The 12962-nt window shown below is 58.3% G+C and carries 15 protein-coding genes; 10 read left to right on the forward strand and 5 right to left on the reverse strand.

Going from position 1 to position 12962, the window contains the following annotated elements; genetic code table 11:
- Positions 1–734: 734 nt before the first annotated feature.
- Positions 735–1685, forward strand: coding sequence for a LysR family transcriptional regulator (locus tag BcanWU425_RS03855; RefSeq protein WP_231189858.1), 951 nt, complete (start codon positions 735–737; stop codon positions 1683–1685).
- Between the two features lie 82 nt (positions 1686–1767).
- On the opposite strand, the gene BcanWU425_RS37650 is transcribed toward BcanWU425_RS03855, so the two are convergent.
- Positions 1768–2469: a GreA/GreB family elongation factor gene (locus BcanWU425_RS37650; protein WP_445818649.1), complete on the reverse strand. Its 702-nt coding sequence runs from the start codon at positions 2467–2469 to the stop codon at positions 1768–1770.
- Between the two features lie 245 nt (positions 2470–2714).
- Here BcanWU425_RS37650 and BcanWU425_RS03860 point away from each other — a divergent pair, with 245 nt between their 5' ends.
- From BcanWU425_RS03860 to BcanWU425_RS03885, 6 genes are all read left to right on the forward strand, one after another.
- Positions 2715–2948 carry a hypothetical protein gene (locus BcanWU425_RS03860; RefSeq protein ID WP_204512686.1) on the forward strand — a complete coding sequence of 78 codons (234 nt, stop codon included), beginning with the start codon at positions 2715–2717 and terminating at the stop codon, positions 2946–2948.
- 105 nt (positions 2949–3053) lie between these two features.
- Positions 3054–3563, forward strand: coding sequence for a GreA/GreB family elongation factor (locus tag BcanWU425_RS03865; RefSeq protein ID WP_204512685.1), 510 nt, complete (start codon positions 3054–3056; stop codon positions 3561–3563).
- A gap of 55 nt (positions 3564–3618) precedes the next feature.
- Complete coding sequence (locus BcanWU425_RS03870) at positions 3619–3912, forward strand: hypothetical protein (RefSeq protein ID WP_231189861.1); 294 nt, start codon at positions 3619–3621, stop codon at positions 3910–3912.
- Entirely contained in the window at positions 3906–4025 is a 120-nt protein-coding gene (locus BcanWU425_RS03875; RefSeq protein WP_231189863.1) for a GreA/GreB family elongation factor, read from the forward strand. The genes BcanWU425_RS03870 and BcanWU425_RS03875 overlap by 7 nt, the downstream gene beginning before the upstream one ends.
- Positions 4026–4658: 633 nt before the next feature.
- The gene (locus BcanWU425_RS03880) at positions 4659–5102 is read left to right on the forward strand and encodes a universal stress protein (RefSeq protein ID WP_204512684.1); all 444 of its coding nucleotides are present in this window, start codon (positions 4659–4661) and stop codon (positions 5100–5102) included.
- 1078 nt (positions 5103–6180) lie between these two features.
- The gene (locus BcanWU425_RS03885) at positions 6181–6336 is read left to right on the forward strand and encodes a hypothetical protein (protein WP_204512683.1); all 156 of its coding nucleotides are present in this window, start codon (positions 6181–6183) and stop codon (positions 6334–6336) included.
- Positions 6337–6661: 325 nt separating this feature from the next.
- On the opposite strand, the gene BcanWU425_RS03890 is transcribed toward BcanWU425_RS03885, so the two are convergent.
- From BcanWU425_RS03890 to BcanWU425_RS03905, 4 genes are all read right to left on the reverse strand, one after another.
- Complete coding sequence (locus BcanWU425_RS03890; protein WP_204512682.1) at positions 6662–7048, reverse strand: DUF488 domain-containing protein; 387 nt, start codon at positions 7046–7048, stop codon at positions 6662–6664.
- Between the two features lie 49 nt (positions 7049–7097).
- Positions 7098–7580, reverse strand: a complete 483-nt coding sequence (locus BcanWU425_RS03895) for a hypothetical protein (RefSeq protein WP_204512681.1) — start codon at positions 7578–7580, stop codon at positions 7098–7100.
- A 339-nt stretch (positions 7581–7919) separates the two neighbouring features.
- Positions 7920–8432 carry a hypothetical protein gene (locus tag BcanWU425_RS03900; RefSeq protein WP_231189866.1) on the reverse strand — a complete coding sequence of 171 codons (513 nt, stop codon included), beginning with the start codon at positions 8430–8432 and terminating at the stop codon, positions 7920–7922.
- Between the two features lie 243 nt (positions 8433–8675).
- Complete coding sequence (locus tag BcanWU425_RS03905; protein ID WP_204512679.1) at positions 8676–9080, reverse strand: PAS domain-containing protein; 405 nt, start codon at positions 9078–9080, stop codon at positions 8676–8678.
- Between the two features lie 331 nt (positions 9081–9411).
- Here BcanWU425_RS03905 and BcanWU425_RS37655 point away from each other — a divergent pair, with 331 nt between their 5' ends.
- The 3 genes from BcanWU425_RS37655 (at position 9412) to BcanWU425_RS03920 (ending at position 12925) form a co-directional block, all read left to right on the forward strand.
- Complete coding sequence (locus tag BcanWU425_RS37655) at positions 9412–9774, forward strand: GreA/GreB family elongation factor (protein WP_377791185.1); 363 nt, start codon at positions 9412–9414, stop codon at positions 9772–9774.
- A 1454-nt stretch (positions 9775–11228) separates the two neighbouring features.
- A complete protein-coding gene (locus tag BcanWU425_RS03915; protein ID WP_231189878.1) occupies positions 11229–11711 on the forward strand; it encodes a universal stress protein in 483 nt (160 codons plus the stop codon).
- A gap of 59 nt (positions 11712–11770) precedes the next feature.
- Positions 11771–12925 carry an amino acid ABC transporter substrate-binding protein gene (locus BcanWU425_RS03920; RefSeq protein WP_231190854.1) on the forward strand — a complete coding sequence of 385 codons (1155 nt, stop codon included), beginning with the start codon at positions 11771–11773 and terminating at the stop codon, positions 12923–12925.
- Positions 12926–12962: the final 37 nt, after the last annotated feature.

Genomic DNA, 12962 nt, shown 5'->3' on the forward strand with positions numbered 1-12962 from the left:
CTCGCGTAACGATGAGGAGGAGGGTTCGAACCGATGATGAGGTGCTGCGGCCCACTTGCTGATTTTCATGAAGCGTCCCGTCCATCGAGCTTCCCTTCGCCATCTCCCGATGAGACGGCTGGAGTACAACCGGGCCGTTCCGCCACAACTGAACCGACCGCCTTTGTTTGCGCAAACTACCTCGATTACCTGCAGAGATTTCGACGTGAACCGACGTTTCTGCTTCCGGCCGATCGTCTGGCTCGATCCCGGAGCTTCTGCGGCGATCTGCCTTCGCCATCTGCTCGTTCACGTCCTCGTTGACGATCACCCGTGGTTCTTGGCGCGGTGGACGGTCCGAGGGGCGCTTCCAGCAGGCGCGGTTCGGTTGGCGCAGGCCGCGGGATGTCGAACGCTGCCCCGTCGGCGAGAACGGCCGGCTGGGGGCCTCCGATGCCGATCCCGACCGCAAGCCCGAGTGGCCGGAATGATCGCCTCCAACGTCGTTTGCGCCGACACGAACCATGCGCCGGCGATGGTCGACACGTGACGTTCTTCATCTTGCGATCCGCCGATGAATCGCGATTGGGATCAGCCGGTCTTGCGCAAGAAGATGCGGTCGGACTCGATCTTGATCTGCTTGGGATCGGGATGGCGGAAACTTTCCCTGCGGGCCGCGCTTGTGGAACGTTGGCCAATTCGCCGCCGCGCCAACTCAGTCGTCTCCCCGTTGCGTTGTGTCGGCGGGGCAAGCCATGAGGAATGACGGCCTGACCGGAGGTCAATCCCCGTCATCGCACGAACAAGCAAAAAAACGAATTCAGTTTGACATTTTGCTGCATCAACTATGCTATGGGACAATGGATATCGAACTCGCCAGAACGTTCATCGAGATCGTGTCAACCGGTAGTTTCATCAAAGCTGCCGACCGCTTGCATGTCGCGCAGACTACGGTCAGCGCGCGTGTGCGCCTCCTTGAGCAGCAGCTCGGGCGGCCGCTGTTCGTTAGAAACAAGGGCGGTGCGAGCCTCACCCCGGCTGGTGAACAGTTCCTTCGTTTCGCGCCGACTTTCGTGCAATTGTGGCAGCGCGCAAAACAGCAAGTCGCAGTGCCGGAAGGACACAGCGCTGTCTTGACGATTGGAAGCGAAGTTAGCTTATGGCGACCGCTTTTGATCGAGTGGGTGAGGGCGATGAGGCGATCACACCCGGACATTGCACTTCGCGTTCACGTCGACGTTCCTCAGGATCTGGTTACGCACGTTGCTGCCGGGCTTGTAGATATCGCGATCATGTACGCTCCCCAACATCGACCAGGGTTGGAGGTCGATCTGGTCATGGAGGAAGAACTCGTTCTGGTGACAACCGATCTCGCAAAGTATCACGAGAATGATCCTCGATATGTTCACGTCGAATGGGGTTCAGAGTTCGCTCTTCGTCATGCGGTGAGCTTTCCGGAAGCGGTGCCGAGCCTTGTAACAAATCTCGGTCCGCTTGCGCTGAGCTATATCCTCATGGAGGGAGGTTCCGGATACTTCCGAATGCACGCGGTTCAGTCATATCTTGCCGAGGGCGCACTTCACCTGGTTCCTGGCGCGCCTCGCTTCTCATTCCCCGTTTATGCCACACACGCGACAAATGTTGATGCCGCAGCTTTGGAGGCGGCACTCGTCGCGCTGCGCAAGGCTGCAGGCGTCGGGAAGTAGCTCGACAGGAAAGCGTGGCGACTCGTTCAAGAACACGTGCAATCGCGTCAGCATTGGCGAAGCGCTAATGGCGACGGTCCGATTAGGTCTGTGGTGAAACTCCGCTCGCTCGCACTTCAAGTACCGCGAGGCTTCGTTCCCTACCGCGCTCGGTCCAACGAATTGACTGCCCAGGTCCAAGTCCAAGGAGGGCGGTGCCAATCGGACTTAGAACCGAGATGCAGTTAGCGGTTCTGGTTTCGTCCGGAAGAACGAGACGACCGCGACGAAGATGTGAGGTTCCAATCTCGACGAACTTCACCTCGCACCCGAGTCTGACGGCCGAACTCCATGCGGTGGTGTCTGAAATCATATCGGCGCGATCAATCTCCTCTCGAAGAAGGCAATCGGTATCGACGCTCCTCGTCGGAAAGTCTTGAAGCAGCCTGAGCAGCTTTTGTCGGTCCATTCTCGTTAGAACTATGCACGGTCGGTCAGGACGTCTCTGTTCAGCGTTGGTCATGGTACTCTTGTCCCGGAGAGCATACCCTTCCCATCGGCCGCCCTCGACGACAAACGATTTTATTTGACAGTTCAATGCAATGAAGACGCTGGGTTGAGCGACACAGATCCAATGCGGCAGCGTGGCAAAAGTCAGAGAAGAGTTACAAACCGCGCTGTGCAATTGCCACAGGGCCAACCTGACCGCACGACCGTGCGGGCAGTTCGCGACAAAACGGCGCGGACCAACGGAGTATCTTGATTTCGCTGACCGTCGCGCCAAGTATGTTGGCATGATTATCATTGCGATCGATCAACAATATTGCGTCGAGGGCCACCTGCAAATTGGCAGGTGACCCGGATCGCCTTAATGGCTGTCCGGGATAACTATTTTTACAATAATCTTTCCTGCTCTGTCACGAGGTGCGTAGAAGCGCTGCGCTCGTATGACATGAGCCTGTCGGCAAGGGTGCGGCGCGATACGAAGCTCGGTCATTTGGCGACCGGCGACTTGCCGCACTATCGAGCTAACACCGAAGGAGTCAAACGATGACAGAGGCGAGAGAGATCGGGCGATCGTACATGAACGCCGCGAGCGATGTAGTTGCGACCATTGCAGACCATAGTCGCAAAACCGTGCAACTGGCCGGTAACAACACGTTGCAGTCATTTGCATATCTTGCCCGACTTGCAGGCGCCAAAACTGGAATGGAAGCTATCGAGGTTTCAGACGCGTATTATCGAAATCAGCTAGATGGGCTGGGCAGCACGCGAACAATCTGATCGACCTAACCCGGAGGATGCAAAGCATATGTCTAGCCCCCCCTGAACGCCAAGAGGCGGACGAAGGCGTCCTACTAGCTTGTGAAAACTGAGGAGTATTGCGCGATGTCAAACATCCGATTCGATTCCACCGAGCAATTGCCCTCGATCGTCATAGCGCGACAAGACCATGCGCGGCTTGAACGGTTAGCCGATGATGCCGTGAAAGAACGTCATCCGGTAGGCAAATTCCTGATGTCAGAGATTCGCCGGGCCGTCGTATTCGATACGCACCAGGTACCGGATGGTACTGTGCGTCTCAACGAGCGGGTGACCTACAGGGTCGATGGTGGTCGGCAGCCCGAAAGCAAAATCCTGGTGTGCCCGCACGATCTTAGAAACGGGCTGATGGAACTATCGGTCCTCTCACCGCTTGGTGCCGCCCTTCTCGGAATGAGCGTTGGGCAGCGCATGAAGTTCTTCAGTCTGGAGGGCGGGCTTCATTCCGTGATTGTCGAAAGCGTCCTGGCACCAGCGGGAGCACCCGTGTTGTTTCCGGTACAATCCCGTCGCAGCGCCCGTCGGACTTCCACTAACTCTCCGGGGCCCGATGACGACGGCCCTCAGGCGGCTTAGGAGCGGTTGTGTTGGCACAGAGCTGGATAGCTCGATAAGATTTCAGGATTGGGAAATGGAGCGCGACAAAGTAGCTGAGATGAGACCGCCAATTGCCATCGATGCTGATCATTTCGCTAGACTATCGGCGCTCTCGTCGATTGCAAGCGGGCCGATGGCCGAGGTGTGCGAATATCTTCGGGAGGAACTCGAGCGGGCGCATGTCCTCCCGGCAGATAAATTGCGTCCCGATATCGTCAGTTTCGGCAGTAAAGTGAAATTTCGGGATGAACAGACCGGAAAGGTTCAAGAAATAGTTCTTGTGTATCCGCTTGATGCCGATATTGCACGCCGACTGTGTCCGTGCTGACGCCGGTCGGCGCCGCACTTCTAGGACTTTCGGTCAATCAGACGATTTCGTTCCGTACCAGAACCGGCAAAAGGCGCGAGCTCACCGTGCTCAAGGTCGGCCGCGAAGACTAGCCGGGCGCCGAAGGGAGAAAGTGGGCGCGATGGATGCCATCGCGTCCACTTTGATCCAATCAGCTCATTGCTGGGTTGCAATTGCTATATCTAATCCGACCGATGTCGATTGTGTCGCGGAGTCGCATCGTGCTCGATCTCCCAAAGGGTCCACACCAGGGCAATGCCCAGGCAGACAATAATTGCCAAAAGGAGCAATGTCAGTTGGGGCGCTGTGAGCGCGGGGATGCCGATCGCATGCTTAGCGAAATGTTCGAGCGGCAGAGGCATTGCATCCGTTGCGATCGTCCGCGTTCGGCGTCCCCATGGGGCCTCCTGAGTTGTCGTCCATTGTGCGAGTCTTGCAAACGAAAAATGCTGCGAGTTCTCATCGATAAGAATGCTGGGTGCAACAGCCGGCAAGCCGTGCGCGTATGGTCGTTAGACTGAAGAATTCTCCTGCCATTTTCATTGGGCCAATCGGCATCAGCCGATGATGGTTTTCGTTTGTCAAATGTTGATCGACGTGTAGGTTGATCTCAACGTGGTCCGCGCGTCAGGAGCGGCAAAAATGCCGACAGACCATGCACCCGAGGAACCATTGCGTGGCCGCCGATGTTCCGAGCTTCAACGTATGTCAAACCAAGGACTCTGATGTACAAAAGGATTCTCCTGGCTTTTGATGGATCACCGGATGGCCGCGACGCACTCGTTCATGCCCAGAATGTGGCAGCCGCGTGCGGTTCGACAGTTCATCTCGTTTCGATCGTTGACTCGCCCGAGCCAATGCTCACCGTCGAAGGAGGGGCATCTTTTTTCGTGGATCAGGGAGTTGAAACGCGGGCACTGCTCGACGAGGCTGTGAGGCAGCTCGCGGGCACCGGATGCGCGGCAACAGGCAAGCTGAACTATGGGAAGCCGGCAGAACAGATAATTCTCGCCGCCGTTGAGATGGGCGCGGATCTGATTATCGTCGGTCGCCGAGATCAAGGAGCGCTCGCCAGCTACTTGAATGGCCCGGCAGATGGATCGACCTTGCCTCAACTGCCATGCAGCGTGCTTGTAGTGGCGAAGTCTGAGAGCACGCAAGCAGCTTAACGCCCATGAGGCTCAAACGTGGCTACCGAGCGCGCAGCCTCAGTCTTTCCTTTTGTCGAACCCCGGTGCACCACCAACCCTTCCTGGTCTGGCGCCGACTGATGATGCTCGCCTGAATCGAGTTCGCAGCAATTTGACTGTGCGGCAAAAGTCCGCAGCTGCCTTGGGATCGCGTCTTTAGAGCATACATGAGAGCAATCATGTTTGATCGAGTTTCCAATCATTCTCCCCGCAGCTAGGGGGTATCGACAAATCCGCTCGTGAACCGGCGTGCGCCTGCTCGCGCCCGGATGTCCGAAGCCCCCAATCTGGTTCCGCAGTGAGGCAGGGCCTCGTCTTGCGGTTACAGCCCCCGAGGATGTTGAAATGAATATTGTTGTTGCGGCAAACTCTTCACCAGCTCGAGTCGTGCCTTGCGGCAGGCGGGCATGCTCGCACAAGCCGGGCGAGCGCCCTTTCGTTCTCGCCCTTGATACACTCGTCGATCGCCACCCGATGAGCATCGTGTCGCGCGACCTCGGGAGCAGCCGCTGGTCTCTGCGGACCGAGGGCTTGCCCATGCAGTGATCGGCAGCGTCGTCTCGCATACGTCGGACCTGCTGGTGATGGGGACCAACAACCGGTCCGGATAGTCTCGGGCGTTGGTCGCCAGCGTGACAGGAGCGGCCCAGCGTTCGCTCAAGGTGGACATCCTCGCGGTCCTTCCCGCCGCACGCTGATCGGACGCTGCCTCGCAGAGGGTAGCCGCAGGTATCCATTCCCAAGCCGCGCATCAGCGCGGTCGCGGAGAATAGGTCAGCGGGCTTCGATGCCCGCCGAAATAGGAGAGAGTAGTCGTGACAAGAGAAATCGAGACCCGAGAACAGCGCGAGTGGCGGGAACTGGATGAGGAATTGGACAGGCAGCTGGAACAAACATTCCCCGCGAGCGATCCGCCGAAAATCACGCGCCCTGCTCCAGCTAGGGGAAGCAGGTAGGGCAGAACGGTCCGGCCCATGTCGCTTCCGCGGCCGCGGATCATTGGCGCCCTGACGGTCTTTCCCTATTCTCTCCGCCTAGGCGGCTGGCGCCAACGAGGATGATGAATGTGATCGGTATCGTGTCTGTGAAGCGTGTGCGAACGGATCGTGGCGCCGGATGCGAGCACGCGGCCGAGGCTTTAGCTTCCGACGATGTGGTGAACAATCAGCGCTCCGGCGAAAAGCAAATCGCCGGCCGATGTGACAAGGTGTGACTATGCGGCAGCATTGGCGCGCGCGCATCACCACGGGCGTCCCACTCGGAAGCGGCTCGCCCGGCGGATCACTGTAGCGGGCTTCTTTGAATTCCCACTGCCGGCGGCGGCGCTGGGCCATGAGGACGGCGCAGTCATAGCGGTTCTTGATCGTCGGAGACTACTGAACGCACCGATCCAGGCGCGCGGGCCCTGCGATTCGGTGTTTCTAAATATCCCCCGCGCGAACTCGGCTTTGACCCATCGAGATCGCGAGAAAACCTTCCTAATCAGGAGATAGTCAAGTCTCGCATCGCGCTCGGTTGGCGTTTGAATGCGAGCGAGACTAAGACGCTCCGGAGGTGCTCCGGCCGAGCAAGAACTCCCTAAGAACGACGGCATCGTTGTGAGCAGCATCACGCGCTGCGAAAACGAGCGTAATACGCCCGCGTTGGGCAAGGGCGCGTAGCTCGTCAAGCCGCTCGCGGTGCCGGCGCATCTCTTCCGAGTAACGGCGGCGGAACTCGGGCCAACGATCGGGATTGTGCCCGAACCACTTCCGCAGCCCGGTGCTAGGCGCAATATCCTTGGCCCACAGGTCGATCGCCGCGTCCACTTTCGTGACACCGCGGGGCCAAAGACGGTCTACCAGAATTCGCGTGCCGTCACCGGAGTGAACAATATCGTATGCGCGCTTCAACTTGATGTTCTCCGCGACAATCCTGCTTCCCATCGATGCCTCTCCCTTTTCTCGACCGGTCCGTTCGATTCCGAGCGACGATCTAATCTGTTCCGATTCTACTCGATGATCGTGCGACCGTACTCGCCGGTGCGGTCTTGCTGACGACGTTGATCGGCTCGCCGGGTTCACTGGTCGAATTCCGCACGTTGTTTCCCGAAACGGCGATCGAGATGAATAGCGCCCCGACGACCACCCACACCGTCAATCCACCGATCCCATCCTCTGCCCAGGGCGCGGCCGATGAGGGAGGGCCATGCGACGGCAATAGATCGATCAGGCGACCAGCCAGCACGAGTGCCTCCGACGGAGACCATTGCTCGCTCTTCGATTGTGAAATCGTCGCGGCAAAGCTTTGTATCGCCTGAGCCTTTGAAAGGTTGGTTAGGCGAGCCGCCTCCTGCCAGGGATCGACGTCATGGCGTGCGAGTAGTGACAAGACGCTCAAGTTGTTCTGGTCTGTCTCGCATATCGAGGCAAACAGGAACGCATCGTATTGAGAGTTGAGCCCGCATAGTCCGGCCATGATACCCTCCCATGACCTCATTGCTTCATCGGCGCCGCGGCGTCCTGCGCGCCGTCGGCGGCATTTGATTGAGCATCACAATATTGATCGGTGCTTCAGTCGCAACTTGGGCACACGGGCGCCCCGCCATGTATCGCCCGTGGCGACATGCGAGTTCGCGCAATAGCGGGTAATCTTGGGGGGATCGCTTGCCGGAAATGTATCCTCCAGCTCCCGATTCAGTTGACGGTCGATCTCTTTCTTCTCCCGCTGTGCAAAAGACTCTCTGGCGGTCACGACAATCTCCCTTTGTTTCTGCATGTGTCGCGCGACACGAAAGGACTGCTGGCCCCACGCGGGCTATGCGGCTATGCGTTCAAGCTGCTCGACTTGCTTGCGGTGTAGCAGCAGCAAGTAGATGAGCTTCGCATTCAGTTTGGAATCGAAGATGTCCACGACGGCATCCTCGATCATGTCGGCCAGCATGGCCTGATTGCGGCTTGCGAATCTTATCCGGCTTCGGAGGCTGCAATCGATACCGGGAATGGAGTCCGCCGCTTTTGCGCGAAGCATGCCGGTCCCACCTCTCGCGGCAATCTCCTTTCTGAGCAGGATGCAAATCGCTCCCCGGCCCATTTCGGCCTCCAAGGCCAGGTCTGCAAGATCGGTGCAGGCCGCACGACCGATCGCCGCGTATGCGGTCAGGCCGATGTGTTCTCCACTAAGCAGCTGCTTGAGAAAGCTCAGTATCTCCTCTTTGGACCAATAGCCAAAGTAGCTGGAGTCGAGCGCTTTCGCCTTGAGAGAAGAGGGCGCAAACTGCCGGATCGTGACGTCTGTGTTTGTCTGTTGGGGTAACCGGGCTTTTCGCATGATGTCGTTTCCCTGCGAGAACGAGAAGGGTCTGCAGTCCTTGGCTCATTGGGCCATCGATGTCTGGGAGCTGCCGCACATCAGTACCGGACATTCGACCGAGTTCTACAAGCGAAAAGTATTGCAAGTTTGCATCAAGAATCTTGTTGGCTTGTGTGTGCACGAGGGTGCGCTCGCACCAAGCGCATGTCGCTCATTCCTGACCTTGTGAAGCGAAGATGCGATCGGCTACGACGGCCGAAGTCAGGTCGTGCGTGCTGCAGAACGCTCTCGCTCGATGCGTTCGGTGACGTCGCGGGCCATGGCCACCGAGCCAAGCACGTCGTCGTCGTCGCCCTTCACGAGGGCAAAGGTCATCTCGACGTAAAGCTTGCGTCCGCTCTTATGTAGGGCTCGGGTCAAAGTCGGACGACCTTGCAGCTTCATTACGCCGCTTGACATAGCTGCGTCGAAGCCCCGCCAGTGCGGAGCGCGCAGATGCTCTGGAATGATCAGATCGAGACGTTGTCCGAGCGCCTCTTCCGAGGAGAAGCCGAACATGGCCACCGAAGCGCGATTCCATCGCGCGATGTCACCGGATCGGTCTGCGTAGATGACGGCATCGGCAATTTGATCGAGAATTTTCTCAGACAACAGTTCGTTTTCCATGGGGACCTCTGGTGAAGGACCTGATCGGGCGGTCGGTCGTCAACTCTCGCCGGGCGCCGGAGTTCACGGTGGCGGCGCTTGAAACGTTGAACACATCGAGGCGACGCTTAAGCGTCAGATTCATGAGGATAGATCAATTTTCTTGATCGTGACGCGCAATGTTTTTCGCTTGTGTTGAGCGAGCCGTGAGCGAAAATAGCAACGTTCGACCCGCCAGGAGTCCGCAATGAATACGCCCGACGATCCGATTGCACTTCCCCCAGTCATGCTTTCTGAGGCGGACCGGGACAGGCTGTACGCCATCGCCATTTCCGCGCTGACGAACAGCCGTATGGCGTCGTCCGCGTCGAACGTACTACGGGAGATATCTCGGGCGAAAATCGTCCCTGATGACGAGCTTCCAAAGAACGTCGTAGCAGTCAACTCGCATGTGGACGTGCGCGATAATGTTACCGGCACGACAAGGCAGGTCGTCCTCGTCATGCCCGACGAAACGTCGATACAACCGAACGCGGTTTCGGTGTTGAGTCCCCTGGGAGCAGCCTTGATAGGATTGTCGGAAGGCCACTCGGTCGACTGGTGTTCAGCAAGCGGCGAGCCATGCTGCGTGACTGTCCTCCGGTCGACAGCGAGTTCGGCAAGATCGCCAGCCCGTGCCGATCGGCATGTATCGCGCAGTCAGTCCCGTTCATGAAGGGTTCGGTTCCGTGCGACACAATTGCAGCGTCGCATGGCCGCGCATGACGTCCGTGCTGTCGAGGTCGCGCTTCACATCCGATTGAACGTCGTTTCGTTCGGGCCGAGCTCGCGGGGCTCGGCCCGTGTTTTTTGCCAGTTCTGATATCATTGCCCCTCGTGCCGGCAAGAATGGGTCGTGTGCGAGCAGCGTTTCTCCGTGCTCGTTGTCTGCGTCGAAGGTCAGGAGAACTTGTCGGCGAATTGCTTTGCCAGAGCGTCGGGGTGGCATCTGCGATCTGATAGATGTGATTCTTCATCTCTTCCCAGGTTTGAGCCTCGGCGTCGTACTGGTGATCGGTCATTTGCTGGATCTGCTGGATGTGATGACTACCGTGGGCCTGGAGCAGGCCGTTCACTGCATCCTTCTGCAGATATGGGTTTGCCTTGCTCAGAAAGTCTGCAATCTCTTCTGCGTTTGAAGTCAGAGACTGAGTTGCCGCGCCGTGCCTGGTGGCGTCGCCAGCGACCGTCGCTGTAAGATAGGCGTTTACGGCACCATAGTGCCTTGCAAGGAGCTTGAAGAAGGCGTCCTTGGCCGTTGCGCCATAGAATGGCTCGATGGTCGCCGCGATGGATTGAGCGTTGGCAACGGCTTGTCGTTCTGCCGTGTTTGCGATCGCTCCTTGCTTTTCGATGGTCGCGAGCGAGACGGCTCTTACCCAGAAAATGTGTCCGATCCAACAATCGCGAAGCGTGGCCGCCGTCTCGGAAGTCTTGCCGGTCCGGGTCTTCCCCTTGTTGAGGCGCGAGCGACTGACGGCCGCGAGCGCGCTGTTGGAGAGAGGCAGAAGACCGGCGATAGCGGCGCCGCCGGTGAGAAGCTCACGACGATGGGCAAGCGGGCGTACTACGTCTCGCGGCATCGAAACCTCCTTGGGCGGACCTGCGCCGCGTTATTGCGTGCTTGAGAGAACTGGCTTCATCCGTGGTTGAACGAGGCAGACGAAAATTCGTTGCCGATTTAATGGAAGTTCGATGCAGGTCGCCGTTCAAACGGATAGTGTCGACTCTCTTGTCGCTTCGTCAACCTGTCACGTCTTGAAGCACTCTCGGATTGTGCGGTGTTGCCATGCGATACTTCGCAGCAACAAAACCGATATCAAGTGTTCATACTTTTCGTTTGTCAAACGTGATCCCAGACATACGTTGATGGCGGGTTGATCGTGAAGATCGTTGGCGCCGAGCGCGTGCTGCAGAGGAATGCTGAGATGACGCGAACTTCAGAAAGTGGTCTTTCAAAACGCCTCGACGGGTCTTCAATGGTCAGTGGGGCAGAGACTGTCCTGAAGGCTCGATGGGTATCTTGAACGTGTCGATGAAGGAGCCTGCCGCTCTCGCCGTAGATTGCCAGATGCGTTGGCGGCCCGGGGTGTTCTGGTCGCGCACAGAGGTACGGAGAGGAAGCCCTACATGTACAAGAAAATCTTGTTGGCTTTCGACGGGTCGCCCGATGGCCGCGAGGCGCTGGCGCAGGCCGAGACATTGGCATCAAGGTGCGGTGCGACGGTTCATCTTCTGGCGGTCGTCGATGCTGCCGAAAGCATGCTCATCGGGGAAGCGATGGCTTATATCCCCGAAAATCAGCAGTTTGTGATGCAGAGAGTGCTCGAGGAGGGCGTCAAGCGCTTTCAGCGCGCCGGATGCGTCGCGACCAGCGAGATCCGGTATGGAAGGCCGGCCGAACAGATAGTGCTGTGTGCCCGGGAAATGGGCGCCAGGTTGATTGTCGTGGGCCATCGCGATCAAGGGGCCCTTGCTCGGTGGCTGAACGGATCGGTCGGCGAGTCGATCTTACACCAGCCGCCCTGCAGCGTTCTGATCGCCATAAAGCCCCAGCGGGCGGCGAGCAGCGTCACGCCGATGCAGCAAGCAAAGGCGAGGAGGAAAGCATGAACTTCGTGTTCAGAATCTCCCGCCTGTCGGTTCTCCTGTTGTTTGCCGCAGCCGTCTCAATGCCGTCAGGCGAGGTCCTTGCAAAGGAGATTGTCTTAGGAGCGTCGGTACAGCTGACGGGTCCGGTCGCCAATACCGGCCGCTACTATCGCGACGCTTACCAACTCGCGGTCGATCGCGTTAATGCCGCGGGCGGCGTCAAGATCGGCAATGAAACGTACAAGCTCGCGCTCAAGCTCTACGACAATCAGTCCGATGTGAACTTGAGTGTGCGTCAGTACACGCAGTTGGTATCGCAGGACAAGGTCGATTTCCTGCTGGGGCCGTTTGCGAGCAATTTCGCGCTGGCGGATTCGGCCGTGTCCGAAAAGTACAGAATTCCCATGGTGCAGGGGGGCGGCGCGTCAGACCAGATCTTCTCGCGTGGCTTCAAGTTTATCTTCGGGACGCTGGCGCCGGCCAGCAACTATTTTGGCTCGACGGTCGAGATGTTGAAGGGGCTCGATCCTGCGCCAAAATCGGTCGCGCTGCTGTACGCGGACGATGCCTTCGACGTTTCGGTGGCGGAGGGGACTCGACCAAAATTGAAGAAGGCGGGTCTGACCTTGGTCATGGACGAGCGATACAGCACGAACGCCACGGACTTCAGTTCGCTTCTGTCGCGGATCAAAAGCAAGAACATTGATGCGGTCCTGGTCGCCGGTCATGAAACCGAGATCCTGAATTTCGTGCGACAGGCGAAGAGCCTGGCGGTCGCTCCGAAGATGTATTCCTTCACTGTGGGTGTTCCCAGCGAGGATTTCCGCAAGGCATTGGGCAAGGATGCCGATTACGCCTTCGGCATGACGGCCTGGCTGCCTTCGGCAGACCTGAAGGACCGCTGGTTTGGCGATGCCGCGCAGTTCGCGGCCGCCTACAAGGCGAAGTTCGGCTACGATCCCGATTACCATGCCGCTTCCGGCGTCGCCGACGTGGAAGCTCTTGTGCAGGCCGCGGAAATGGCAGGCTCGACGGATCCCGCGAAGGTCCGCGACGCGCTCTCGAAAGTGAAGTTCGACAGCCTTTATGGTTTGGTTGCATTCAATGAGAACGGCCAGATCGATCTGCCCCAGACGGTCATTCAGGTTCAGGGTGACCGCTTGGTCGCGATTTTCGGCGGCAAGGGCAAGATCGCGCCGCCGAAATATCCCATGCCGGCCTGGGACGTGCGCTAGGCAGACTGCGAACGGGCCTTCGGCTGAGAAGAGGAAG

The sequence above is a fragment of the Bradyrhizobium sp. WU425 genome (genome assembly GCF_021052305.1).
In the GTDB taxonomy this organism is placed as follows: Bacteria; Pseudomonadota; Alphaproteobacteria; order Rhizobiales; family Xanthobacteraceae; genus Bradyrhizobium; species Bradyrhizobium canariense_D.